The 26,028-nt window shown below is 47.1% G+C and carries 24 protein-coding genes, 2 pseudogenes and 1 riboswitch; of the genes and pseudogenes, 23 read left to right on the forward strand and 3 right to left on the reverse strand.

What is annotated here, in order from left to right; translation table 11 throughout:
* Positions 1 to 364 precede the first annotated feature (364 nt).
* Positions 365 to 532, forward strand: a riboswitch (cyclic di-AMP (ydaO/yuaA leader).
* A 115-nt stretch (positions 533 to 647) separates the two neighbouring features.
* The 5 genes from WA407_RS10960 (at position 648) to kdpC (ending at position 5,948) form a co-directional block, all read left to right on the forward strand.
* A complete protein-coding gene (locus tag WA407_RS10960; protein ID WP_165176324.1) occupies positions 648 to 1,043 on the forward strand; it encodes a hypothetical protein in 396 nt (131 codons plus the stop codon).
* Between the two features lie 183 nt (positions 1,044 to 1,226).
* A complete protein-coding gene (locus WA407_RS26740) occupies positions 1,227 to 1,304 on the forward strand; it encodes a potassium-transporting ATPase subunit F (RefSeq protein WP_071559652.1) in 78 nt (25 codons plus the stop codon).
* A gap of 151 nt (positions 1,305 to 1,455) precedes the next feature.
* Positions 1,456 to 3,132: a potassium-transporting ATPase subunit KdpA gene (gene kdpA / locus WA407_RS10965; RefSeq protein ID WP_336077360.1), complete on the forward strand. Its 1,677-nt coding sequence runs from the start codon at positions 1,456 to 1,458 to the stop codon at positions 3,130 to 3,132.
* Positions 3,133 to 3,169: 37 nt separating this feature from the next.
* Entirely contained in the window at positions 3,170 to 5,200 is a 2,031-nt protein-coding gene (gene kdpB / locus WA407_RS10970; RefSeq protein ID WP_336077361.1) for a potassium-transporting ATPase subunit KdpB, read from the forward strand.
* A gap of 19 nt (positions 5,201 to 5,219) precedes the next feature.
* Entirely contained in the window at positions 5,220 to 5,948 is a 729-nt protein-coding gene (gene kdpC, locus WA407_RS10975; RefSeq protein WP_061829573.1) for a potassium-transporting ATPase subunit KdpC, read from the forward strand.
* A gap of 111 nt (positions 5,949 to 6,059) precedes the next feature.
* Here the strand turns inward: kdpC and WA407_RS10980 are convergent, their stop codons facing one another.
* Both WA407_RS10980 and WA407_RS10985 read right to left on the reverse strand, forming a co-directional pair.
* Entirely contained in the window at positions 6,060 to 7,379 is a 1,320-nt protein-coding gene (locus WA407_RS10980) for an Nramp family divalent metal transporter (RefSeq protein ID WP_235307735.1), read from the reverse strand.
* A 212-nt stretch (positions 7,380 to 7,591) separates the two neighbouring features.
* Positions 7,592 to 7,821: pseudogene (locus WA407_RS10985) on the reverse strand (manganese catalase family protein); the annotation flags it as partial.
* 261 nt (positions 7,822 to 8,082) lie between these two features.
* Between WA407_RS10985 and WA407_RS10990 the strand changes: the two are divergent.
* From WA407_RS10990 to WA407_RS11000, 3 genes are all read left to right on the forward strand, one after another.
* Positions 8,083 to 8,502, forward strand: a complete 420-nt coding sequence (locus WA407_RS10990; RefSeq protein ID WP_013309264.1) for an organic hydroperoxide resistance protein — start codon at positions 8,083 to 8,085, stop codon at positions 8,500 to 8,502.
* A gap of 123 nt (positions 8,503 to 8,625) precedes the next feature.
* The gene (locus WA407_RS10995; RefSeq protein WP_025722703.1) at positions 8,626 to 8,952 is read left to right on the forward strand and encodes a hypothetical protein; all 327 of its coding nucleotides are present in this window, start codon (positions 8,626 to 8,628) and stop codon (positions 8,950 to 8,952) included.
* Between the two features lie 130 nt (positions 8,953 to 9,082).
* On the forward strand, positions 9,083 to 9,508 hold the full coding sequence (locus WA407_RS11000; RefSeq protein WP_061829569.1) for a thiol-disulfide oxidoreductase DCC family protein: 426 nt from the start codon (positions 9,083 to 9,085) through the stop codon (positions 9,506 to 9,508).
* Positions 9,509 to 9,516: 8 nt separating this feature from the next.
* On the opposite strand, the gene WA407_RS11005 is transcribed toward WA407_RS11000, so the two are convergent.
* The gene (locus WA407_RS11005; RefSeq protein WP_061829568.1) at positions 9,517 to 10,293 is read right to left on the reverse strand and encodes a DUF3153 domain-containing protein; all 777 of its coding nucleotides are present in this window, start codon (positions 10,291 to 10,293) and stop codon (positions 9,517 to 9,519) included.
* Positions 10,294 to 10,529: 236 nt separating this feature from the next.
* Between WA407_RS11005 and WA407_RS11010 the strand changes: the two genes are divergently transcribed.
* The 15 genes and pseudogenes from WA407_RS11010 (at position 10,530) to WA407_RS11080 (ending at position 25,978) form a co-directional block, all read left to right on the forward strand.
* The gene (locus WA407_RS11010) at positions 10,530 to 11,501 is read left to right on the forward strand and encodes a metal ABC transporter solute-binding protein, Zn/Mn family (protein WP_336077362.1); all 972 of its coding nucleotides are present in this window, start codon (positions 10,530 to 10,532) and stop codon (positions 11,499 to 11,501) included.
* A 14-nt stretch (positions 11,502 to 11,515) separates the two neighbouring features.
* Positions 11,516 to 12,280 carry a metal ABC transporter ATP-binding protein gene (locus WA407_RS11015; protein WP_336077363.1) on the forward strand — a complete coding sequence of 255 codons (765 nt, stop codon included), beginning with the start codon at positions 11,516 to 11,518 and terminating at the stop codon, positions 12,278 to 12,280.
* A 5-nt stretch (positions 12,281 to 12,285) separates the two neighbouring features.
* Positions 12,286 to 13,215, forward strand: a complete 930-nt coding sequence (locus WA407_RS11020; RefSeq protein ID WP_336077364.1) for a metal ABC transporter permease — start codon at positions 12,286 to 12,288, stop codon at positions 13,213 to 13,215.
* Positions 13,212 to 14,106 (forward strand): annotated as a pseudogene (locus WA407_RS11025) (metal ABC transporter permease). The gene WA407_RS11020 and the pseudogene WA407_RS11025 overlap by 4 nt, the downstream one beginning before the upstream one ends.
* A gap of 215 nt (positions 14,107 to 14,321) precedes the next feature.
* On the forward strand, positions 14,322 to 16,649 hold the full coding sequence (locus WA407_RS11030; RefSeq protein ID WP_254327981.1) for a histidine kinase: 2,328 nt from the start codon (positions 14,322 to 14,324) through the stop codon (positions 16,647 to 16,649).
* A 217-nt stretch (positions 16,650 to 16,866) separates the two neighbouring features.
* Positions 16,867 to 17,007 (forward strand): hypothetical protein, encoded by a 141-nt coding sequence (locus WA407_RS11035; protein WP_203055912.1) that lies wholly within the window; start codon positions 16,867 to 16,869, stop codon positions 17,005 to 17,007.
* Positions 17,008 to 17,186: 179 nt separating this feature from the next.
* Positions 17,187 to 18,344, forward strand: a complete 1,158-nt coding sequence (locus WA407_RS11040) for a ParA family protein (RefSeq protein ID WP_254327636.1) — start codon at positions 17,187 to 17,189, stop codon at positions 18,342 to 18,344.
* A gap of 15 nt (positions 18,345 to 18,359) precedes the next feature.
* Positions 18,360 to 19,607 (forward strand): CpaF family protein, encoded by a 1,248-nt coding sequence (locus WA407_RS11045; protein WP_336077365.1) that lies wholly within the window; start codon positions 18,360 to 18,362, stop codon positions 19,605 to 19,607.
* Positions 19,604 to 20,395, forward strand: coding sequence for a type II secretion system F family protein (locus WA407_RS11050; protein ID WP_254327637.1), 792 nt, complete (start codon positions 19,604 to 19,606; stop codon positions 20,393 to 20,395). The genes WA407_RS11045 and WA407_RS11050 overlap by 4 nt, the downstream gene beginning before the upstream one ends.
* A 6-nt stretch (positions 20,396 to 20,401) precedes the next feature.
* On the forward strand, positions 20,402 to 21,286 hold the full coding sequence (locus WA407_RS11055; RefSeq protein WP_080942820.1) for a type II secretion system F family protein: 885 nt from the start codon (positions 20,402 to 20,404) through the stop codon (positions 21,284 to 21,286).
* Between the two features lie 13 nt (positions 21,287 to 21,299).
* Positions 21,300 to 21,491 carry a Flp1 family type IVb pilin gene (locus WA407_RS11060; RefSeq protein WP_013309278.1) on the forward strand — a complete coding sequence of 64 codons (192 nt, stop codon included), beginning with the start codon at positions 21,300 to 21,302 and terminating at the stop codon, positions 21,489 to 21,491.
* Complete coding sequence (locus WA407_RS11065) at positions 21,491 to 22,159, forward strand: TadE family protein (RefSeq protein ID WP_165176294.1); 669 nt, start codon at positions 21,491 to 21,493, stop codon at positions 22,157 to 22,159. Before WA407_RS11060 ends, WA407_RS11065 begins: the two co-directional genes overlap by 1 nt.
* A 40-nt stretch (positions 22,160 to 22,199) precedes the next feature.
* Positions 22,200 to 24,416 (forward strand): hypothetical protein, encoded by a 2,217-nt coding sequence (locus WA407_RS11070; RefSeq protein ID WP_336077366.1) that lies wholly within the window; start codon positions 22,200 to 22,202, stop codon positions 24,414 to 24,416.
* Complete coding sequence (locus WA407_RS11075; protein WP_336077367.1) at positions 24,385 to 25,380, forward strand: TadE/TadG family type IV pilus assembly protein; 996 nt, start codon at positions 24,385 to 24,387, stop codon at positions 25,378 to 25,380. Before WA407_RS11070 ends, WA407_RS11075 begins: the two co-directional genes overlap by 32 nt.
* 85 nt (positions 25,381 to 25,465) lie before the next feature.
* Positions 25,466 to 25,978, forward strand: a complete 513-nt coding sequence (locus WA407_RS11080; RefSeq protein ID WP_025722689.1) for an A24 family peptidase — start codon at positions 25,466 to 25,468, stop codon at positions 25,976 to 25,978.
* Positions 25,979 to 26,028: the final 50 nt, after the last annotated feature.

Consider the following 26,028-nt stretch of genomic DNA (forward strand, 5'->3'; position numbering starts at 1 on the left):
CGTATTTTGTTCAAAACAGTAAATCGCACCGCAAATGGAGCGAATTAAGGTGTTTCTTCTTATAAAAGCGGGTTCAATCGGTGCTTAGCTGGTACATATAGCGTATTTTCTTCTCTTTTTACAAAAAAAGGCCAAAAACGCTCTACCCTACGCCAATATTGACATGCTTGTCATTTTCAAAAAGGGATGAAAAACAGAGATTGAATGAGCTGTGAGAAGCATAGTTGCATTGTAAGCGTTATTATTAATCTTCTATGCTCTAAAGGCCGATTTATAACCCCGCAGTTGAGCTTTACAGTCTTCCATGCGCGGGTGTATGATTCAAGACGTAATTTCAAATTAACTTGAATGAAGCAACAACGAAATGTCTATAGCGCTGAATTTTGCAGTTGCAAAAGCGGGGGAACCAATCGAGACTGTACGGCTTGCCGTGTGTCTCATGGGGTGAATTTTCCGGTCAAGTGCCAGAAATAGGGCGACTCTCACGTCCGAATCCGACAGCTAACCTCGTAAGCGTACAGGGAGAGGCAACAAACCGCCGTGTGCAGCCATGGTTTATTTTATCATGGATATGTCAGAAGCCGGAGGAAAGCCTTTTTCCTTCGGCTTCTTTTTGTTGTCTTTTTATACCGGGAGAGGAGCTACTGATGGAAGGTCGGTTAATTATTGTCACTGCACCGAATGAAGCGGGCAGAAGTTTTGTGAAATTGCTTATTTACAAAAAATTGGCGTTTGCAGTTCTGACGAATAGCGCCCAGGAGGAACGACAGCTCAAAAAAATGGGTGTGGAGCACATTGTCCGCATCAATACCATGCAAGCGGGAAAATGGAATTTTCCAAAAAAAGAAATTGGTAGTGTGTATTTGTTTGAGAACAGCTTGAATCTGACTTGCCGTTTCCTGCAAATATGTCGGCCGCTAACATCGGAATCGATCTATGTTATTACACACGGCTGTAATCCACAAGGAATTTATCGGGGATTGGGAGCGGACCATGTGATCTACACATTGAACGGAGAGGTGGGTTTTCTGCTGAACGGATAAGCACTTATAACATAGTTGTTTTATGATTTTATGATGAAATAAGAATGGCGATCTGAAGACCGATACGGAGGGTATAAACATGATGGATATATACATGCTGCTCGTCATGGCTGTGAGTTATGGAGTGATACTGCTGTTTGTACGCTGGTGTGATGCGCAGACCTCTAAAGGAGGACGAAGAGGATGATCGTTATACTCGGGCTTACGGCTATTGTGTTTATGTATTTAATCTACGCACTCCTGAACCCTGAAAAGTTCTAGTCACTGGTAGGGATAGAGTGGGCGGGAACAACAGATCTGAACATTAAAGCATCATAGGTAGCAGGTTTTCGCAAACGTGTGCACACAATTGGTGCTCTGGAAGCAGGTCTGTTGTTCCAAACGCAGGAGCATTTTGAAGGAGGAATAAAGGATGGAGCTGCTTCAAATTGGAATTGTGATCGTTATATTGCTGCTCTTGGTAAAGCCAATGGGTACATATATGTATCATGTATTCTCGAATGAACCCAATCGGACGGATCGGATTTTTGGCAGAACAGAAAAGCTGATTTATAAGGTAGTAGGCTTGAAGAAAATGGAGAGCATGCGTTGGACTACGTATGTTATGAGTTTCATTGCTACGAACGCCGTGCTTGTGGCAATCAGCTACTTGCTGTTGCGTTTACAGGGAATGCTTCCCGGTAATCCGGCTGGAAACAGTAATATGGAAGCATCACTAGCTTTTAATACGGTAATCAGCTTTATGACGAATACGAATCTCCAACATTATAGCGGAGAAAGCGGGCTTACGTATCTGACGCAGATGGCGTTCGTCACGATGATGATGTTCACTTCGGCTGCTTCCGGTTTTGCGGTTGCTGCGGCTTTTATGAGAGGATTGACGCGGCGCGGTGAAGGAATGGGCAATTTCTTTCAAGATTTTATTAAAGCCATCATAAGAATTTTCCTGCCGCTGGCCTTTGTGCTTACGCTGGTGCTGGTTGGATTGAAGGTGCCCCAGACGCTACAGCCTACGGCGGATATTACGACGCTGAGCGGAACACAGCAGCAGATTTCTATGGGACCCATTGCTTCTCTGGAGTCCATCAAGCATTTGGGGACAAACGGGGGTGGTTATGCGGGAGCTAACTCTGCGCATCCTTTTGAAAATCCAAGTCCTTGGACGAACGTGCTGGAAATTTTGGCAATGTGGGTAATGCCGGCTTCGTTGCCGTATACCTTTGGATTGTTTGCCCGTAATCGTAAGCAGGGCTGGATTATTTTTAGCTCCATGATGGTATTGTTTCTTATTTTTCTATCCATTACGTATGTGTCTGAGAAGACAGGTAATCCGTTAATCCAGACACTGGGTGTGGATGCTTCTCAGGGAAGCATGGAAGGGAAAGAGGTTCGTTTCGGCATTGGACAATCGGCTTTATTCACTGCGGTCACAACAGCGGCAACGACAGGTTCAGTCAATAATATGCATGATACACTAACCCCACTGGGTGGCATGGCTGCTTTGGGAGAAATGATGCTAAACGTCATTTTTGGCGGCAAGGGTGTCGGACTGATGAATATGCTGATGTATGCGATTCTGGGTGTGTTTATATGCGGACTGATGGTCGGGAGAACTCCGGAATTTATGGGGAGGAAAATTGAAGGCAAGGAAATGAAGCTGATCGCGATTGCCATTTTGGTACATCCGTTTCTCATTCTCGCCCCAACTGCACTTGCATTTATGAGTCATTGGGGATACGATGCGGTCACGAACCCTGGCTATCACGGGTTGACTCAGGTGCTCTATGAATATGCGTCATCTGCCGCAAATAACGGTTCGGGATTTGAAGGTCTTTCGGATAACAATGTATTCTGGAACATGACGACGGGGATGGTTATGTTCTTCGGACGATATGTATCTATGATTGCATTGTTGGCTGTGGCGGCTTCGTTGAATGCCAAAGCACCGACTCCGGTGACGACGGGGACACTGCGCACGGACAACAAGTTATTTGGAGCCATTCTGATCGGGGTCGTGCTGCTGATTGGTGCGTTGACCTTTTTACCCGTCATCGTATTGGGACCTGTTGCTGAATTTTTGACCATGTAAAGAAGAAAATGAGAATGGATGAACGGGGTGTTTGATCATGAAGGAACAACGCAAACACATGCTGGACAGAGGCATCTTGAAGCATGCGATCAAGGATAGCTTTATAAAGTTAAATCCGATGATTATGATGAAAAATCCTGTCATGTTCGTCGTGGAGATCGGTACATTGGTCGTGCTGCTCATGTTACTGTTTCCCGGTTATTTTGGAACTGGCAAGGAAATGGGCTTTAACCTGGCCGTGTTTGTTATTCTGTTGTTTACGTTGCTTTTTGCTAATTTTGCCGAAGCACTCGCGGAGGGGCGGGGTAAGGCACAAGCTGCCTCTTTAAAAAAATCCAAGCAGGATACACAAGCTAACAAGCTCATCGGAAATGACATTCAGGTGGTTAGCTCAACCGAATTGCGTAAGGGGGACGTGGTTATTGTCTCCCAGGGCGAAATGATTCCAAGCGATGGTGAGGTCATTGAAGGTCTGGCTTCGGTGGATGAATCTGCAATTACGGGAGAATCGGCTCCGGTCATCAAGGAATCGGGTGGTGATTTTTGCTCGGTAACCGGCGGGACACGAGTAGTCAGTGACCGGATTAAGGTGCGAATTACGACAGAGCCAGGCGAGACATTTATTGATAAAATGATTTCGCTCGTGGAAGGCGCACAGCGGCAAAAGACGCCGAATGAGATTGCACTGAACACTTTGCTGATTAGCTTGACGATTATTTTTCTAATTGTGGTGGTTACGCTAGCGCCGATTGCCCGTCATTTTAACATTGATTTGCCTGTTCCTGTGCTGATTTCGTTGCTAGTCTGTCTGATTCCAACCACGATTGGAGGACTGCTGTCAGCTATCGGGATTGCTGGTATGGACCGGGTCACCCAGTTTAACGTACTGGCCATGTCAGGCAAGGCGGTAGAAGCTTCTGGGGATATCAACACGATGATTCTGGATAAAACAGGTACAATCACCTTCGGTAACCGAATGGCGAGTGAATTCGTGCCTGTGGAGGGCGTGGAGAAGGCAGAGTTAGTGAAGTGGGCAGCGATTAGCTCTATGAAGGATGAGACGCCAGAGGGCCGCTCGGTTCTCGAATTGATGCGCAAACAGGAGCATACGTTGGATGCATCCTTGGCAGCAGGTGGAACCTTTATCGAATTCAAGGCGGAGACACGGATGAGTGGTCTGGATCTGACCGATGGACGAAAGGTACGCAAGGGCGCGGTGGATTCTGTTCGGCAATGGATTGTATCGCAAAACGGCAGTATTCCAGCCGATCTGGAGGAAAAAGCCAATCAGGTAGCCTCTGAAGGAGGTACACCGCTGGCAGTCGCGCTGGATGATCAGATATACGGCATTATTTATTTGAAGGATACAGTGAAGCCAGGTATGAAGGAACGGTTTGATCAGCTCCGGGAAATGGGTATCCGTACGATCATGTGTACCGGAGATAATCCGCTGACAGCAGCTACAATTGCACGAGAAGCGGGTGTGGACGACTTTGTAGCTGAGAGCAAGCCGGAGGACAAAATCGCGGTTATCCGACGTGAGCAGGAACAGGGAAAGCTGGTTGCCATGACCGGAGACGGCACGAATGATGCACCTGCACTGGCGCAAGCGGATGTCGGTCTGGCCATGAATAGCGGCACAGTCGCGGCCAAAGAAGCAGCTAATATGGTGGACCTGGATTCCGATCCGTCCAAAATTATTGAGGTGGTTGCGATCGGCAAGCAGCTGCTTATGACGCGCGGAGCATTGACAACGTTCAGCATTGCGAACGATGTTGCCAAATATTTTGCTATCATCCCGGCGATGTTCATGCTGGCCATTCCACAAATGGGCGCTTTGAACGTCATGGGGCTTGGCTCCCCGCTGTCCGCTATTTTGTCGGCGCTGATCTTTAACGCGGTTATTATTCCGCTTCTGATTCCGCTGGCCATGAAGGGCGTGAAGTATAAGCCGATGAGCTCGGATCGCTTGCTGGGACGGAATTTGCTGATTTACGGTCTGGGCGGTATGGTCGTACCGTTTGTCGGTATTAAGGCCATTGATTTGCTGGTGCATTTGTGGATTTAGTGCAGAAAGGGTGAACGACATGAGTGGTTTTTATCGGATGATGTCTGGACGCAGATTTGCTGCGCACGAAAAAGCCGAATCTGGCGGGCAAGGTCATAACAAACGTACAGGGACCGGGACAGTGTCGGAAGGACAACCGGAGAGACAAGAGATGCGAGGAAGTACAGTTATTGGAGTAGCTTTGCGAACTTCGGTGCTGATGATTCTCTTGTGCGGTTTGGCATATCCGCTAGTCAGTACAGGAGTAGCGCAGGTTCTGTTTCCGCAGCAAGCAAACGGAAGTATGCTCCGTGACGCAGAGGGACGGGTGGTCGGCTCCGAACTGATTGGGCAGTCCTTTGCCGATTCGGCATTTTTCCAAGGTCGGGTATCGAGCGTTGATTACAATGGGGCTGGTTCAGGCTCAAGCAACTACGCGCCGTCGAATCCGGCCTTGATACAACGAGTCAAGGACTCAATTGCGGATTGGCAGAAGCATAACCCGGATGTACCCGTCAGTCAGGTTCCGGTGGACCTGATTACAAACTCCGGCTCCGGTCTGGACCCGCACATCTCGCCACAGGCGGCACGGGTGCAAATTCCGCGCATTAGCGGCTTGACGGGTATCCCGCAGGATCAACTGAGAGCACTGGTGCAGGAGCAGACAGAAGGCCGCAGCGCCGGGGTATTCGGCGAGCCGCGTGTGAACGTGCTCAAGCTGAATCTCGCGCTTGAGGCGCAAATAAAGGTAGAGCCTGCCAAGCGTTGAGTATTCTTTATGTATACAGGACAAATAAAATAGGATGAACAAAAAAAGGTATCTCGCTGCCATTGGGGCTAGTGAGATACCTATTTAATATATTCATATTTTGGCTACCGATTAACCTGAAATCGTTTGGATGATGAGCACTACATTCAAGATGATAATGACAGCGGTCACGATCCAGGTTAATACTTTTTGCCACATTTTATTTGCGAATTCACCCATAATCTTTTTGTCGCTGGTAAAGAGCAGTAATGGAATGATGGCAAAGGGAAGCTGGATGGATAGGATGACCTGGCTCAGCACAAGTAGTTCCTCCGCACCTTTTTCACCTGCGATAGCAGTGACGATAACCGCTGGAATGATCGCGATGAGGCGGGTCACCAGACGACGCAACCAAGGTGAAAGACGAAGATTCAAAAAGCCCTCCATCACGATTTGTCCAGCTAAAGTGCCTGTAACGGTTGAATTTTGACCTGAGGCGAGTAACGCAACCCCAAATAGTATGCTTGCCAGCGTGGTTCCCAGTAGTGGCGAAAGCAGATAATAGGCATCACTAATTTCGGCTACATCTGTTCTTCCTGCCGTATGGAATACAGCAGCTGCCACGATCAAGATGGCCGCATTAATAAATAAAGCGAACATCAGCGCTATACTGGAATCCCAAGTTGCAAATGTAATAGCTTCCCGTTTACCTGCTGAAGTCTGCTCAAATTTGCGAGTTTGTACAATAGAAGAATGCAGATACAGGTTATGCGGCATTACAGTAGCACCCATAATACCGATGGCAATATACAGCATGCTTGGATTCGTCAAAATTTGCGTGTCTGGTACAAAGCCGCCCAATACGCCGCCCCATTCCGGTTGTGCCAAAATGAGATTAATCCCAAAACAGCCGGCAATCGTCGCCATCAGCACAATGACAAGTGTTTCCAATGCCCGAAAACCTTTGTTTTGCAGCAGTAAAATAAGCATGACGTCAAATGCGGTAATGATGACTCCGTATAGTAACGGTAGACCAAACAGCAACTTCAGCGCAATGGCTGAACCGATGACCTCGGCCAAATCCATGGCTGCAATAGCAATTTCGCACAAGAGCCATAAGCCGATGGCGACAGGACGACTGTAAGCATCACGGCACATTTGAGCCAAGTCTTTACCTGTGGCAATGCCAAGCTTGCCAGATAAGGCTTGTAGCAGGATGGCCATCAGGTTGGAGATTAGAATGACACTAAGTAACGTGTAGCCGAATTTCGATCCGCCAGCGATGTCTGTGGCCCAGTTGCCGGGGTCCATATAGCCGACTGCGACCATATAGCCGGGTCCAGCAAAGGCAAGAAACTTCCGAAACCAGGTTCCGTCTTTCGGGACGCTCAAGGAACGATTCACTTCCGACAGTGAAGCGATTTCCGCGAAGTTACCCTTTGTATTTTTCATACGCTTCACCTTCTTTATTGATGTTGAAATATATTATTAGTGACATAACGATTGTGTTATCCCTATTGTACACTCACAATAGTTTTTGTCTAGTGCAACTTTTGTGTGGTCAAGCAAGTTAATCGTATTTTTGAAGCAATATGGCCATCCTATAAAGCTGAACACTAGAAAAAACCAAGCTATATCGCTCTGAGGGGAGCGGCTTGGTCGTTTTGGATTTTTTTAAATTGTTGTCCATCTTCCGGGTGAACGCTGCTCCATATTTTATCAATTTCCTTGTAGTTATTCGGACTGAAACGATAAATAGCCCGGTGAATCGGAAGCATTTTGGTCATTTTACGCCTGTAAGCTTTTCCAACGCTTTGGCATAGGCCATCACATGGACTCCACCCCGCACCAACAAGTAGCCTACGATCTCGCGTACGACAGGGTTGTCAGTCATGGAAGTCTGAGCAGATACAATAAAATGATGCGAGTGAGCCTTCAAGACATATGTTGACGGCCCATCAAGCTAGGGGCTTATAACATATAGTGTAAACAAGGTGAGGTGGAACTAAACGGTAAATGTACAGGTTAACAACCTTATTTCAAATGATTCATTTTGTGTAGTTCGTTTAAAGTACATACGAGAAGGAAATCATGTATTAACATGACGATAGATTCCTGCGGAAAACATATGATATAGAGAAGGAGAGATGAAATCATGGAAGCATTATACACAGCATCAGCAACGGTACATGGTGGAAGAGACGGTTCAGTCGCTTCATCCGATGGAGTTTTGAAGCATAAGCTCAGCACGCCGAAGGAACTGGGTGGCGCAGGCGGAGAAGCTACGAATCCGGAGCAATTGTTTGCGGCAGGCTATGGTGCCTGCTATGAGAGCGCATTGGCTAATGTGGCCCGGAAGGCTAAGGTGAAGGTAGACAATGTTGAGGTCACCAGCCACGTATCTATCGGCAAGGACCCAAGCGATGGCGGCTTCCAGCTGGCGGTACGTCTGGATGTGAAAATACCCGGTATTGAACGCGCCCAGGCCGAAGATCTGGCACGCCAAGCGCATGATTTTTGTCCGTATTCCAAAGCAACACGCGGTAACATTGATGTCGAGCTTAATGTCATTTGACTGCATTTCTATAACTTTTACACTCTGGCCGCCGATTTATCGGTGGCTTTTGCACATAGATCTTGATTCGCTGAGATTTGCGACCATTTGACATCATCGCCAAAATTCATTAAGATGGCTTAGGTGATTCTGGTCATCAGGTACGAAACAAATTTGAAAAATACGGGTGATATGATGTCTTACAGACCGAATATTGTTAATTTCACGCTGGCTGGCAGCAACGAAAAAGAAGGGCTTTATGAGTTTAAAATGAGTTTGGCCGATGGAACGGAGTGCCGCGTTTTTTCTCAACGTAATCCGGAGTGGACCTTGACGAATATTAGTCGACTGCTAACGACGCCTTGCCCGGTATGCCATAAGGATTTTATCTGCAAGTGTATGGATAAGTTCCATGAGGAGTTTTTAGAGCAAATTAATACGAAACAGCTGTTTGAGAAAGCATTGAGCTAGTTTTTCGAACAGGTAAAGACTATACATTTCTAAACAAGCGTCGGATACTTTCGGCGTTTTTTTGTTTATATTCATATGGTTGCGTTGCTGGTATTCATGCCGTTGATTTTCTTGGAGGTGAAATGCATTTATGAACCAGACTGATCATGCTCATTCAGATCATTCCATTGTGTTGGTGGATGGGGTATGCCACTTTTGTCAGGGAGCTGCCCGCTTTATTATCAAGCGTGACCCTAAGGGAACATTTCATTTTGGTTCCCTGCAATCCGAGGCAGGACAAGAACTATTACGTGCAGGAGGACTATCTACAGATCAGCTGGATACGTTCGTGCTGATTGAAGACGGTACGTATTATACAAGGTCCACTGCGGCTTTGCGAATTGCCAAACGTCTTCGTTTTCCATACCCGCTGGCCTATGTGTTCATCCTGGTTCCCCGCTTTGTGCGCAACGCTGTCTATAACTGGGTGGCGCGTAACCGATATCGTTGGTTTGGCAAGGATGAAGAGGATCAGTGTCAGATCCCCCCACCAGAAATCAGACAACGATTTTTTTAGTTGCTTTTTTAAGTTTCTTTTTTGGAGCGATGTCTACGAATTAGTAAGATCACAGCGATCACGATTAGTATCAGGCTCGTAACAGCTACATACACGATATGTCGTACATTGGGTACGTTAACAGACAATTTTAGCTCGTTAGATTCCAAAGGAGCAATGTCCCAATACAGTGTTTTTCCGTCTTCCGACACACGGTCCGCATTATTGGTAGCAGGTTGGATGGGTAAGGATAGGCTGAAGTTAAGATCCAGCTGCCGCTCCAGTAATTTGCGCGCAAACACATTCATTTGCTCAAATTTATCACTCAGTCCTTGAGCTTCTTCAGGAAGCATCCGTGGTAGATCGAGCTTCATGGTAAGATCAATATTCGTTGTGAAAAAATGTTGGCTCACAGCGCGCTTTATTTCTAATCCCTCAGGTAGATTTAATCCCTGACTGGGATTTTTTTTGTTTGTGCTCCAATCTCCTTGATAATGCCCCTTGATTTGATATCCCTTTCTTCCCTGTTCAGCTAGCGGCTGTACATCTACATTGTTGCTTTGAATACGCTTGACTAATCGATCTAGCAGCCCGGGATTGTCCAACATCATCAGTGTCTGGTTGTTTACACTGAACGTTGCATCCAGATCTACACTTTGATCGAGATGAACATCTACATGGATGTCACCTCGAGCACAGGAAGTTAGGGCAAGCAGACAGCACACCAGCATAAAAATAAGCAGTATTTTTCGTATCCGAACTTGCCGACGTTTGTTCCGATAAGGGCTGTATCCTGTTGGCTCCATGACCTGCACCTCTTTATATGTATTCTTTGGTTTAACGATTGGATATCTTCTATATATTACACATTGGGAGAACGAAAATCGAACGGTATAACGAAATACATAAGAATTATATTTTTTAAAAGTGTTTCCCTAGGTAAAAACTTTAGTGTATACTCTAAAATATAGTATTGATAAAAAATAATTGAATCAAGGAAATAGTTTGTCCCAAAACGAAGTTCAAAGGAGGATTTTAAAACATGAACAAGCAGTTTAAGAAGGCTTTGCCGCGATGGGTAACGACAGTTGGAGTATTGTCTCTAGCTCTGGTTTTAGCGACTGCATGTACCGATGCTAAGAAGAAGGAGCAGGGAACTGCGAGAGAAACAGGACAAAAAATAAAGGCTACGGCTACCATCGGTATGATCTCTGACATTGTCGGCAAGGTCGGCGGTAATCATGTAGAGGTCACGGGAATTATGAAGTCAGGCGTTGACCCGCATTTGTACAAGGCTTCTCAGGGAGATATGCGCAAGCTGGATCAGGCCGACGTTATTTTTTATAACGGGTTGCATCTGGAAGGAAAAATGCAGGACATTCTGGAGAAGATCAGCAAGCAAAAAACCGTCATACCCGTGTCCAAAAACATCGCACAGGATCAGTTGCGTGCAGGTAGCCCGGAAATGGAATCTGAGCATGATCCGCATATCTGGTTTAACGTACAGAATTGGATGTCTGCGGTAGAAACCGTCAGAGATGAATTGTCGGCGCTAGACGCTGTTCATGCGGAGGAATATAAGGCCAACGCAGAAGCCTATCTTACTGAGCTGCGAGAGCTGGATGATTACACGAGAGAGCAGATTGCCAGTATACCGGAAGCCCAGCGCGTGCTTGTCACGGCACATGATGCTTTCGGCTATTTCGGAGATGCCTACCACATTCAAGTGAGAGGACTTCAAGGTATGAGCACAGAATCAGAAGCGGGTTCTCAAGATGTGACCAAGCTGCGAGATTATCTGGTCGAACATAAAATCAAGGCTATATTCGTAGAATCTAGTGTTCCGAGAAAGGCCATAGATGCGGTTATTCAGGGGGCCGCTCAGCAAGGTCATACAATTAAGGTTGGTGGCGAGCTGTATTCGGATGCCATGGGTGAAGAAGGCACAGAAGATGGCACATATATTGGAATGGTCAAGCATAACGTTAATACGATTGTTAAAGCTCTAAAATAAGGAGGCAAAGATACATGGGGCATTCACCACTTGTCGTTCGTGATTTATCGGTAGCTTATCAAAAAAAGCCCGTTTTGTTCGATGTTTCCTTTGAGGTGCCGGAAGGCAAGCTGATTGGTATTATCGGCCCGAACGGGGCTGGGAAATCTACGTTGATCAAGGCAGCGCTTGGACTGATTCCAAAGCTTAGGGGCGAGGTGCTGGTCTACGGCAAGCCCTATAAACAACAGCTGCTCAAGGTTGGCTATGTACCACAGCGGGAGTCGGTGGATTGGGATTTTCCGACGAACGCGCTGGATGTGGTTATGATGGGACGGTATGGCAGATTGGGCTGGTTTAAGCGTCCGGGTGCAGCAGATCGTCAGGCTGCGATGGAGAGTTTGGACAAGGTTGGAATGAGCAAATATGCAGACAGGCAGATTAGTCAATTGTCTGGCGGTCAGCAACAACGTGTTTTTTTAGCCAGAGCACTCGCGCAGGATGCTCAGCTTTATTTTATGGATGAACCGTTTGTCGGTGTGGACGCTGCAACAGAAAAAGCCATTATTTCGCTGCTCAACGATCTGAAACAGCAGGGTAAAACCGTGCTTGTTGTTCATCATGATTTATCTACAGTCACGGATTATTTTGATCAGGTTATACTGTTGAACGGGCATCTTATGGCGTTTGGAGAGACGACAGATATTTTTACCGAGGAAAATCTGCAGCGTACGTATGGCGGGCGTCTGAGTATACTCAAAACAAGCCCGGATTCCGGTACGATACTCGGAGTGAGGTGAGCAGTATGACAAGCTTGGCAACGCTTTTGACCGACCCGAATATGCAGTGGATTTTGCTGGGCTGCATTTTGCTCGGTTTAAGCAGCGGAGTGATTGGCAGTTTTATGTATTTGCGCAAGCAGTCGCTCATGGGAGATGCTTTGGCACATGCGGCTTTGCCGGGGGTATGTGTGGCTTTTATGATCACAGGTACAAAATCCGTGTTTGGATTTATGATTGGGGCCGCCATTGCAGGAATTGTTGCGACCTTTGCCATCAGTGCGTTAACCCGGTATTCACGAATTAAAAGCGATTCCGCGATTGCAGCAGTGCTGTCGGTATTTTTTGGCTTCGGCATTATGTTGTTGACCGAAATTCAGCATAGTGGCGCAGGCAATCAAAGCGGACTGGATAAATTTCTATTTGGTCAAGCTGCGGCAATGGTATTGGCTGATGTCTATACGATGGCGGTAATTTCGGTGGTACTCATCGGAATATGTATATTATTTTTCAAGGAATTTAAGTTGCTCAGCTTTGATCCCGGCTTTGCCCGTGGACTTGGTTATCCAGCAGGGTTGCTGGATAAGTTTTTGATGCTATTGATTGTCATTGCGGTGGTTGCTGGCATTCAGGCCGTGGGAGTCATTATGATGGCTGCCCTGCTGATTACCCCGGCTGTGTCGGCAAGATACTGGACAGAGAAGCTGGGTGTCATGGTGTGCCTATCAGGCTTATTTGGTGCTATAGCGGGACTTGGCGGGACGGTCATTAGCTCTCTGGGGCAAAATCTGCCTACAGGACCGTTATGCGTGTTGTGTGCGACTGTGGTGTTTGGAGTGAGCTTGATTTTTGCGCCGCAGCGCGGGATGATCTCCAAGGCTATCGTTCGTTTGAACGCCAGAAAAAATCTGGTGCAGACAGTCGGAACACAGCCAAGGGAGGAGCGTGCCCTATGAGTTCATTTTATGTAATTTTGACGGGAATGTTAGTGGCAGGGGGATGTAGTATCGTTGGGTGCTTTCTCGTGCTTCGAAAAATGGCTATGATCGGTGATGCAATCAGTCATGCGGTATTGCCGGGGATTGTCATTGCCTTTCTCATCAGCGGATCGAGGGATTCGGTGTGGATGATGTTTGGTGCGGCTGTGCTGGGTCTTCTAACGGTGTACCTAATTCAGCTATTCCAACAAAGCGGTCTGCAAAGTGATGCTGCCATTGGCGTGGTGTTTACGACATTGTTTGCTATCGGTGTTTTGCTGATCAGTGTGTTTGCTTCCAATGCCCATCTGGATATGGATCACGTTTTATATGGGGAAATTGCTTATGTGCCATGGAATACGTTCGAGATTGCTGGCTTCGATGTCGGTCCGAGGGCTGTGTGGATTACGGGCGCGATGTTTTTGATCAATTTGCTCGTGATAGGGGGTTTTTTCAAGCAATTTAAAATCACTTCCTTCGACCCCGCCCTGGCAGCTTCATTAGGCATTCCAGTTGTTTTTTTTCATTATCTGCTGATGAGTCTCGTCTCGTTAACGACGGTGGCGTCATTTGAGAGCGTGGGTGCAATTCTGGTGGTTGGCATGCTCGTTGTACCGCCTCTTACCGCTTATCTGCTGACGGAGAAGTTGTCCCGTATGATTGTATACAGCGTCGGATTTGGAGCCATCAGTTCGGTCGTAGGCTTTTACACAGCAAGTGTATTGGATGCTTCTATTGCGGCATGTATGCTATGTGTATCGGGTGTGTTGCTGCTTTTGGCTTTTCTCTTTTCTCTTTTCCCCGTCTCACGGTGTGATATGGCAAAAGTTATTTCAACAACGGGGGATCGTTGGCGAAGATAGCAAGTGATTGTAGGAAGTGATCCCATATGAGTTACCTAAAATAGCGTGTATTCAGGCATAAGAGACCTGAATGCACGTTTTTTTGCGCTTATACTGCCCTGCGCGGCTTTTTTTGGAGCAAGCTTGATTGATCATCTTGAATTGATTGGGACACGGGAGTACATTCATTACAACCATATAAGAATGAACGGAATGAGCGGTTACGCTGGGGGAGGAACGAAAGTGGAGAGCTTCAAACGTAAATCACCAGAGGAAATACTGGATTCGATTAACAAACTGCATCGAGGCAGACTCAAAATTTACATGGGTGCGGTCAGTGGCTCGGGCAAGACGTATCATATGCTGCAGGAGGGACAATCGTTGCAGCATGAAGGTATTGATGTTGTGATTTGTGCGGTCTCAACCATGCAGCGGCCTGTGACCGTCGAACAGGTCGGCACGCTGGAGCGCGTGCCTAGTATTCATTGGATAAAAGATGGTGAGGAGCAAAAGGATCTGAATGTGGAAGCTTTGGTGACACGAAATCCCGAGGTGGTACTGGTGGATCATTTGGCACATCATAACCGGAAAGACGCCCCATTTCCAACACGGCTGGAGGATATTCGGTATTTGCTGGAGCAGGGAATTAGCGTCATTACGACGGTTAATGTTTATGAACTCGAAGGAATTACGGAGTGGGTATATCAGCTAACAGGCTTTGAAGCGGAATATACGGTTCCGGTTGATACACTGGAACTGGCGGATGAAATTCGTCTGATCGATGCCACCCCGGAGATGATTTTGGAACGGCTGGCGAAAGGCTACATGCATACGCCCAATCCTGAGATGTTTCACCGGGGAAATCTCGGTAAATTGCGTGAGCTTGCTCTGCGATTGGTAGCAGAGGATGTGAATGATTCGCTGGAACGACACCGGGAGGAGTTAGGCTTGCACGGGGCGTCAGGAGCGGCAGAGCGTATTTTGGTACCTGTTCAATATCATTGGAATGGGTCTATTTATGTACGTAGGGGAGAACAGGTCGCCAAGCGGTTGGGTGGAGATATGCTAGTGGTCTCCTTTGTCAGCTCGAAGCGCAGGCTGTCCAAGGAATCAGCAGCCTTCAAGCGTTCGATTGAGCAGTTGGCTGACAAGATCGGATCAACATTTGAAGAAATCCCGCTTTTTTCCCGCAGAAGGTTGCCTCGTCAACTGATTCATTATGCGGTGACGCACAATGTTACCCGAATTGTTATGGGGCATTCTCGGCAGACTCCGTGGCAGGAGCTGATGAAAGGATCGCTGGTGAACGGGATTTTAAAACGAATGAAAAATATGGATTTGCTGCTGATTGCGGACCGGGCCGAGCAGGAGGGTGAGCGAATCTTGCCAACAATGAGACAGGAAGAGGGAGATAATGATCCGTATCATCGTTTGAGCGTTGAGGAAGCACAGGCTGAGGCAGCCAAAATCCTGCGGGGCAAGCTCAAGGTATACATTGGCGCTGCTCCGGGGGTCGGCAAAACATACACGATGCTGAGAGAGGGGAATGATCTGCTGGAAAGCGGGATCGATGTAGTTATCGGACTGCTGGAAACGCATGGAAGAGCAGAAACATTGGCACAAGTAGGCTCTCTGGAGATGATTCCCCGTCAGTCCATTGAGCGTCATGGCGCACATTTGGAAGAGATGGACACCGAAGCCATTCTCAGGCGTAATCCCGAGGTGGTGCTTATTGATGAGCTTGCACATACCAACGTGCCCGGAAGTATGAGATCTAAGCGCTATGAGGATGTGCTTACCATTTTGGAACAAGGTATTTCTGTGATATCCACAATGAATGTACAGCATCTGGAGAGCTTAAATGATGCGGTAGAACAGATTACTGGCATACGTGTGAGAGAGACTGTTCCCGACCATATGATGCGTCTGGCCGATGAAGTGCAGCTTGTTGATGTGGCTCCCAAATCGTTGCAGCAGCGTATGCGTGAGGGCAAAATATACGATCCTGCGAAGGTGGAACAGGCACTTAGCCACTTTTTTAAACTGGGCAATCTGATTGCGTTGCGTGAACTTGCTTTGCGGGAATTGGCAGATGACGTAGATGAGCGGCTGGAATCCTGGGATCGAAACGAATCACTTCGGGGACCGTGGCGCAGGGAGGAAGTGATCTTCGTAGGCGTGACGCTAAGCGAAAATGCTGAAAGGTTGATCCGCCGTGGTTTTCGTATCGCCTTTCGGCTAAAGGCTGTGTGGATTGTGACGTATGCTCATGTCGGTGAGTGTATACCCGAGAGACTGAACCCTCGTCTGGAACAACTAAAGTTGCTGACCCACCGACTGGGGGGAACCTTTGAGATGAGGCTTGTTTCCAGCCGACGCGAGATTGCCGACATTTTGATTGCTCCGGTGGAAGGATATTCAGGTACGCAGCTCATCGTGGGGCAGTCTTCCCGAAGTAGCTGTTGGGGGAAGTCTGCGGTTGTGCCGAGGATTCTCCGTCAAGCACGTCATATGGATGTTCTCATTGTGGCGGATTATGATCCGGATATTAAGCTGGAGGTAGATCATTAATTCGCCCAGTAAATTCATAAATAGTCATATGCTGGTTACCGATGGTTCGCTGCTTCCATAGTATATTCTATCTCAAAGAAATGGAGGCGAATTTGAATGTATAAACATCGTAAGCATGATTGTCATTTTCCAAAGCCAAAAAAACGTGTCTTTAAGAAGATCATTAAGGTGACTGTCATTAAGTTTAAACCTAAATTTAAACGTGATCACTGGAAACATGAAGATTTTGATAAGAAATGTCATTGCCGGAAACGTCATCATCGCCATCATCGCCATCATGACTGTCATCGTCGTCACCACAAATTCTACTAAGATGAAGATGGTAGGAGGCGGGGCTAGACTGCCCGCCTTCTCCTAGTACGAGGATTTTGGAAGATGATACTTGCACAAAAAATACTTGCTCTAATATAAGCGCTATGCTATTCTACCAGTAAATAGATTGCACGTGACGGAAGCACCGTTCACCAACCGTATGTACTTACGGATGGATGAACGGTGCTTTTTTGCGTTGTTGTGTTAGGGAAAGGGATGAGCGTTATGGTTCCAGTGAAAGTGGTATTGGCTGTAGAAGGCCGGGATTATATTGAGCCGCTGCTGAATTATGTTCACGGAAGCGAGTACGCCAGAAGGCTGAGAATAACGGCTTTTTCGCAACCGGAGGCATTTCATCAATACATGATGGAAACCAGCGGAATGAAAAGACCGGACGTGGTGGTTGGTGAAGCGGCTTTTTTGAATCTATGGACAGATAGGGAAGCTGCTGATATTCCTTGTTTGGTATTGCATGAGGGAGAACAAGTGAGCGAATATGGACAGCCTTTATTAAAATATCAGCCCTTATCTGAGCTGGTCGGTTTTATTTTGGAAACGGCGAGACAGAAGTCGAACGGTCGGAAATGTGTAAACAGCCGGGAAGGTGGACTGATTATCGGCATGGTAGCAGCTTCCGGCGGACTGGGCAAGACAACGGCCGCGTTGAATATGTCCAAACAGCTGGGGAATGAGGGATATTCGGTATTCTACCTGAATCTGGAGACGGTGGATTCAAGCTCGTTGTTCACTGGTTCAGGAAGTGCTAGCGGAGCAGAAGGAGAGGGGCTATCCAGGCTGCTCTATGATCTCAAGGCGGAGGGGAATGAGGGCATTCCATTATCTGTGGCAGCCTATTGTGTTCGCCGCCCTGAAATTCAGGCGGATACTTTTCAGCCTGTCTATAATCGTAAGGAACTGACGGACATGACTTGTGATGAAGCGAAGGAACTGATTCGAACGGTTGCCGAAAGCGGACAGTATGATGTAGTGATCGTAGATGGCGATTCTGAAAAAGGTGACCGGGCTCAAGCTGTGCTTGAAGCTAGTCATAAGCTGATCTGGCTGCTGGCAGACGATTTAATGAGCATGCACAAGTGCGGATTATGGCTGGATGTTTTAGAAACCACGCAGCCTGAAGGGCTTGAAGATATGATATGCAAAACCAGCTTTGTGGTGAACCGCTATATGGGAACTATGATCAACTCGTTACCTCGTGACTTCATGGAGCTAAACGGAGCGTTACCCTATATACCTTCATGGAAGCAGATGCAGCACCGTGAGCTACTGCTTAGTTCACCGATTTATCAGCGGGAAATTCGTCATCTGTGCCACGAGCTGCTGAATGTGGACAATGTAACACATCCGCCCGCCGTTTGGTCTTAAAAGGGGCTGATGAACATGAATGAGGAACGGTTTAAGGCATTGCGAGCAGATATACGAAACGGGCTGGACGTAACGTCTTCGGTAAAGGATACCGATCTGGTTCGGCATATTGAAAATCGAATTTTACACGATGTAGAGCTGGCGGGCTTAACTTCCCGTGAGAAGCACGCACTTGTCCGCAAGATTTTTAACTCTTTCCGTGGGCTAGATGTACTCCAGCCATTGATTGACGACCCGACCGTTACGGAAATTATGATCAACAGTCACCGGGAAATCTTTGTGGAGCGGGCTGGTGAGGTGATGCAGGTACCCGATCAATTTGAGTCCCGCGAGCGACTGGAGGATTTAATCCAGACGATTGTAGCCGGGGTGAACCGAATTGTGAATGAGGCTTCCCCCATTGTGGATGCCCGGTTAAAGGATGGGTCACGCGTAAATATTGTGCTGCCTCCAGTTGCTCTCAAGGGTCCGACGATGACAATACGGAAGTTTCCCGAGCGTCCTATGACGATGGATGACTTGATACAAATGGGTGCGCTGGATGCAGAAACCGCTGCTATGCTCAAGGACTTGGTACGTAGCAAGTACAACATTTTTATCAGCGGGGGAACGGGTTCTGGTAAAACAACTTTTCTGAATGCATTATCCCAGTTTATCCCGTCGTCTGAACGGATTATTACTATTGAAGACTCAGCAGAGCTACAAATTGTGACGGTCCCTAATCTGGTTTCCATGGAAACAAGGAATGCGAACACCGAGGGAAAGGGAGAAATCACGATTCGTGATCTGATTCGTTCCTCCCTGCGTATGCGGCCTAATCGCATTGTGGTGGGTGAGGTCCGGGGAAGTGAGGCGCTGGATATGCTGCAAGCCATGAATACTGGCCATGATGGAAGTTTGTCAACTGGGCATGCGAATAATATCCGCGATATGGTCAGCCGGCTGGAAACGATGGTGCTCGCAGGGGCAGAGCTTCCGCTTGGAGTAGTACGGCAGCAGATCAGCTCGGCCATTGATATATTCGTTCATCTGTCACGGATGCGCGACAAATCCAGACGAGTGCTGGAAATTAGCGAAGTGATTGGTTTTGAAAATGGTGAGGTGACGCTTAATCCTCTTTATCGTTTTCAGGAACGAGGAGAGAGTAAGGGGCGAATCGTGGGAGGTCTGGAAAGTTGTGGCGAGGGTCTGCAACATACTTTGAAGCTGCAAATGGCTGGGATCAATCCGGAAAGCTGGCACAGGGGAGGAGTATCAGCGTGAAGTCAGGAAAAACGACTGCCAAGCAAGTATCACGTGAGGTCCCTTCTCTGCCAGATTATACGATATATACATTATCGACAGTACAAAAAAGTCTGTGCATATTGTTTAGTGGCGTGCTGTTTGCGATGATCGGCTATCTATTTTATCACCAATGGATATTATCATTGCTGTGCGCTGCCGGGGCTGTGGTGACGCCTCGTTATTTTAGGCAATTTTTGCTGCAACGACGCAGATCTGCTCTAAGCATCCAATTCAAGCAGGCTTTATATTCACTCTCATCTTCTCTTTCAGCGGGAAGGTCGGTGGAGAATGGTTTTCGTGAGGCTGTAGAGGATTTGAGATTGCTTAGTCCAGATGGAGATCACGACCTGATTTTTGAATTTAACATCATTACCGCCTGTCTCGAAATCGGACAGCCTGTAGAGGCTGCTTTGCAGGATTTGGCCCGTCGGGCGCAGATGGAGGACATTACGAATTTTGCGGACGTATTTGCGGCTTGCAAACGAACCGGAGGTGATCTGGTGGAAGTCGTACGACGAGCTTCAAATGTCATTGGTGAGAAGTTGGAAATTCAGCAGGAGATCGGTGTAATGATTGCGCAGAAACGTTTTGAATCGAGGGTTATGTTTGCGGCCCCTTTTTTGTTTGTATTGTTTATGACGATGACGGCGGGTGATTACATGATGCCCTTATACAGCGGTACAGGTATGATTTTATCAACCTTTTGTTTATTGGTGCTTGGTGGGTGTCTTGTGTGGATCAACCACATTATGAAGATTGAAGTGTAAGGAGAGATGGGTGTGGTGATGTTGGTTTGTCTGGTCATGCTGGTTCTGCAAGTGGGAGGTTGGGTGGTGCTGAACCAGATGCATAGTGCTAAGTATGCGCATTTTCGCCATATGAAGCTGGAGGGACTGCGGCTGCAAAGACTTTCAGTCCCATTTGTACACATGATTCATGCTTCACGTGCTACTCACCGGCTGCCTTTGCTGATGTTCAAGCTCCAGCGTTCGGTGCAGAAGCTGTATGGTATGCGCAACAGCGGAGAAAAAACGATGCTTTTTCTGGCAGAAATGTTGGGTTACGGATATATGATGGCTGCTGGTGGAGCTTTAATATCGCTTATGCTGGGCGGGGATGCGACTGGGCTGGTGCTCGGATTGGGACTTGGTATTCTGGTACCCATCGCGCTGATCAAGGATTTGCATGGGAAAGTACAGAAGCGGGATCAGCAAATTTTAATGGAACTGCCTGAACTGTTGAGTAAAATGATGCTTTTAGTAGGTGCAGGTGAGACGGTACAACGGGCATTGCTACATTGCGTGGAACGTAAAGGGGCGGATACGGAACATCCGTTGTATCGAGAACTGAGGCAGACGGTGGCGGAATGGGAAAGTGGTTTTTCCTTTCAACAGGCATTTGAGCACCTGAGCAAACGTTGTGGTATTCAGGAAATGACGGTATTTACGACGACAGTTTTGTTGAATATGAGGCGCGGCGGGAGCGATTTCGTGATGGCTTTACGTGAGTTATCCCAGACGTTATGGGGCAAGCGGACTTCAATTAGCCGCACAAGGGGGGAGCAGGCTTCATCTAAGCTAGTATTCCCGATGGCGCTGATTTTGCTAACGGTAATTGTGCTGGTGGGCGCTCCGGCTTTAATGATGATGAATATGTAGGAGGAATACAACGATGATGACATTAGTAACAGGCAGTATTCGTAAATTGTACAAGGATGAGGATGGCCTGGGTACGTTAGAAATGATCCTGATCATTGCCATTCTGATTGCGGTGGCAATTATTTTCAAGGATCAGATCAAGAAAATTGTAGAAGGGCTTTTGAAAAAGGCGGATAAGAAAAGTAACGATTTTATGGATTCATAATGCTGCGCAAATTGGCACAAAAAGAGGACGGGAGCTTCTCCTTGGAAGCTTCCCTCGTCTTTCCCATTCTACTGCTGGTCATTTTTGTGATGTTATTTTTTTGCCTGTACATATATCAAAAATCTATATTGGTGCAGGTCGCTGCTACTGCTTCGGAAAGGGCCGCTTACAGTTGGGATAACAGCTTCAAGGACCCGCGTACGGGAGCATTTACACAAGGGCAACGGGATTCTCTCTATTGGCGCTTGAAGGATGATGTTATGCTGGGAGCCCTGTTTGGCTGGACCGGAGCCAACAATCAGGAAAGTGTACAGGTGCCGGGCGGAAATGGGGGAGGCTCGTTACCTGCTCAAAAGCTGTCCAATGCAGAAAATAATATGCCTGCGGGCATGCAGGGGCAGATGACATATGAGAACAGTATGATTCACCGTAAGGTGACCACAAAGTTAAATAAGATAGTGAAGGTACCTTTGCTGAATCAGTTTTTAGATCAGACAGATTTGCAAGGGGAAATGAGTTCTGGCGTGGTCGAACCTGTAGAATGGATTCGTACGGTGGAGTTGGTCCGTTATTATGGTGCGAAGTTTATGGGCAGAGGATCAGGTGAAAAGGTAGATTCGGCAGTTGTAGGGAAAGTATTGATGCAATATGGTCAAAACGGTCAGTGAGAAGTAAGTAATGGGAATGTAACTAGAAAGGAGGAAGCGGGTGTTTGATAAGGGACACAATACAAAGGACGGGGAATCAGGTGCTGTCACGGTCTTTTTAATTCTGATTTTGGCGGTCATGTTCGGTTTTATTGCTGTATTTATTGATTACGCGAGAATTGCTGCACTGCATGTGCAGACCGAACGGCTGACCCATGCGGCGGTTCGTTCAGTGATGTCTGCTTATGATCCGACATTACAACAAGAGTACGGTTTGTTTGCTTATGGCGAAGGCGGCGGAGAACAAATTATGGTCAAAGTGCTCAATGACAGCGCGCGGCGTACGGCACGCGCAGAAACGCTACCGCTTATGAATATGAAGCTGGATTCTAGTTCCCTGCAAATGGAAAGGGAGCTTGGTAAATATGCCATATTTAACGAGCAGATCCGTGAAGAGATGAAGTATAAAGCACCTGTCGATTTTACGTTTGAAGTGCTCGAAAAGCTAAAGCCGCTCTCTCAAAATATGAAAGAGGCTTCTCATACGGTAGATTTGCTGAAACGGCTGCAAAAGCTGTACGACAGACGAGAGGCCAAACTAGATGACATGCTGGAGAAGCAGCGTAAGGCAGGAGCTTATATGGAAGAGGTACGTAAGCGGATTATTAAACAGAGGGGCACCTATATGCCCAATCAGTATATATGGGACCCGCTTGAGGTTGTAGCCGATATTGCCGCTCAATATAAGCATTACGTACATGTATATGAAGACAATAAGAAGAGTGTGGATGACGTTAAAATCATGCAGATGGAAAAATATGCACGTAGAGCGAGGGCAGCGCTTGATCGCCTGCGTCAGATCATGGCTCAGGCTGGAGAAGAACATGATAAGCTGCTTCTGGAAGCCAAGGAACCGTTAAATGAGGCCCGGCAGATTAATGAAGAGATGCGCAAAGTCATTGCCCAGTATAAGCAGAGGGCGGCCAATGCAGGCTACGATGAGGTTTCAGCAGCGCCTACTCCAAGCGGAGCAGGCTCCAGCGCAGATCCGTCGGTAGGAAGCGCACGGCAAAAAGCAGAGGATTTGTTGATTCCAGACAAGGAATTTGAGCAATGGGAAGCAGAAATTGAAAAGCAACGGACTTCTATAAATACTGCTAACAATAGAATAACGAGTATGATGCGCACATTATCTTTTTATACAGATCCATTTTTGAATGCAGACATGCTCAAGCAAGAAGTCGCTTCAACGCTCAAAGAGATAGATAAATACTTGAGTGCGTATGCTTGGACGGGACCTGCGAATGTACTCGACGGTGAAGCCAAAATGATGGATACGCGACGTGGACCGGACAAAGAACGCAAGAAAATGGAAAAAGAGGCGAAAAACAAGCTCAAACAAGCCTATCGGATCATTGAGGTTCTTTCCAAAGGTAAACAAAGTGCAGAACAATTCAGAAATCTGGAGCGGTATTACAATGAAAGTATTTCGTTTAACCAGTCTACATCCAGTCCAGCTGTATCCGCTGATTTGTCCTATGACACCTATGATGCAGCGGGAGCTTCCATGGATAGTATGGATGGTCTATACAGGTCGGCATCCAATTTACTGACTCAACTGGGAGACGAGTTTTACCAGAATGAATACGGGCTTTCTTACTTCCATCATGTGGATTTTAGCCGTTTTGGCAGTTTGGCCGGATCGGGTGGAAATGTGGGGAATGCTGCACAGATTTTGGGAGATCAGCTGGAGGTGAATAATCAGGAAGTTGAGTACATCCTGTATGGGTTCCATAATCCGACGGGTAATCTGGCATCCGCCTATGGAGAAATTTTTGCTATGAGACTTGCCATTCGAACAATGGAGGGATTGGTTAAAAACAGCTCAAAAGGTAATCCGCTGGTCGTTTTGGCGGCAGCTTTGTTATATGGAGTAGAAAAAGCGATAGAAGATATGATTATGCTGGCACAAAAGGGGGACGTGCCATTGTCTGATTTTCTAAAATTTCGAATGACATACAAAGATCATTTGCGATTGTTCCTGATGCTCCATAGCAATAATGAACGAAAAATGTCCCGTATGCTTGCTCTGATCCGCCTGAATACAGATGTCAATCCTGCTGAGCGGCAAACGTATGCAACGGGTGAGGTCAAGAATGGGATGAGGCTGTGGTTTCTACCTGGGGTAATGAAGATGCTCGGGACCGCCTCAAAAGAAGGCGAGAGTATTAAGGGAAGTGTGTACTATGTCACGAAAACAGCACATTTTTCCTATTAATCAGTATCTACGGCAGGTTAGTGGGCAGGAGCGGCGTGAACAAGGAAGTATTGTTTTAGAAGCGTCACTCGTGTTGCCAATGTTTCTGTTTTTTATTATTTTTCTCATTTATATGGTTCAGATGACGCTGGTATCCACAGCCTTGCAGACCACCGCTTCAGAAGTGGTTAAGCAGGTTTCGACTAAAATCTACCCAGTTTCTCTAGCCGTGGAGGCGGCGTCCGCGAAAATAGATGCAGTCCGTGAACCGCTGGATGAATTGCCCAAGTTATCTGTGAGTGAATATGCAAGCCAATTCGCTGCCCAGTTGCCACCTCCAATTGGTGATTGGGTAGAGAGCGCTGTTCAGGGCGGTCAAAAGCCGATGGAGGAGCTGCGGGGGCGATTTACGGAAGCTGCACTTGACCCTGTTCTGAAGCCGATGCTAAAGCCTTTTATGGAGGAAAACATTCTGGAGTATGACCGTATTCATATAACGAGCGTACATGTACCTGCTCTTACAGGAACTAAGGACCCTTATTTTAGAGTAGAGCTGTCGTATGAACTGCCGATGAAGGTCCCCTTTCTGTATCGTAGCATTGTGCTTCAGGCGGCGGCAGAGGAACGTCTTTGGATTGGCGACACAGGGGAAGGAGCAGGTACAGGAAATGCGACAGGAGATAAGGATGCGCAGCATTCCATACAGTTGCTCGTCAAGCCTGAACCTGCTGTGAAAGGTGTGTACAATTTGATCAAGGCCAAGGTTGAGCCTGGGACGACTGCTAACCTTTCTGTACTTTATAAGTCGGGTGAGAGCACAGCTCAGCACTTGGGCTGGACCTCTGCCAATGCGGACGGGATTATTGAATGGAACTGGTTTGTGGGAACGAATACAACACCCGGTCAATGGAGCTTTGTGATTGAAACGGAGGACGGTCAACGTATAGAAGTTCCGTTTACCGTGGAAAAGCCAGCTGATGGATAGGATGGATAAGACGTGTAAGGGATGGCTACGATGGAAAATGATTTGGTAGTCTGCTAGTTCTATTTTTTAAAGGGGGAAGATCGCATTGACGTGGATGTATATTGTATGCGGAGTACTACTCGCGATTGCGTTAGTTACGGATTTACGTAGCATGAAAATCCCTAATAAGCTTACATTGCCCGGTATAGTGGTAGGCTTGGTGTTCAATACTCTGTTTGGAGGGTGGCACGGTTTTTTATTTGCTGTTGCTGGACTGGGTACCGGATTTGGGTTCATGCTGATTTTGTACTGGATGGGAGCTGTTGGTGCAGGAGATGTAAAGCTGTTCGGCTTGATTGGAGCATGGACAGGTGCCGCTTTTGCATGGCAGTCAGCTTTATATTCGATTTTTTTTGCAGGTATTATTGGCATAGGAATTTTGCTATGGAAGAGGGAAACGATCATGAGACTGCGGCGCGTGGCTTTTAATTTAGGAGGATTTTTTCTATTTCGCAGCGGCAAAGCGCTGACCAGTGGAAATGAAGCGCACCTCAGGTTTCCTTTTATGACGGCAGTCATTCCGGGAGCGATCAGTGCTTATCTTTACTTCTTGCCATGACATGTCCGCTGGGGGAGATCATGCTACCTCACGGAGATAGGAAATTGTTA

It is taken from the genome of Paenibacillus sp. 203, assembly GCF_037027525.1.
Classification (GTDB): Bacteria; Bacillota; Bacilli; order Paenibacillales; family Paenibacillaceae; genus Paenibacillus; species Paenibacillus polymyxa_B.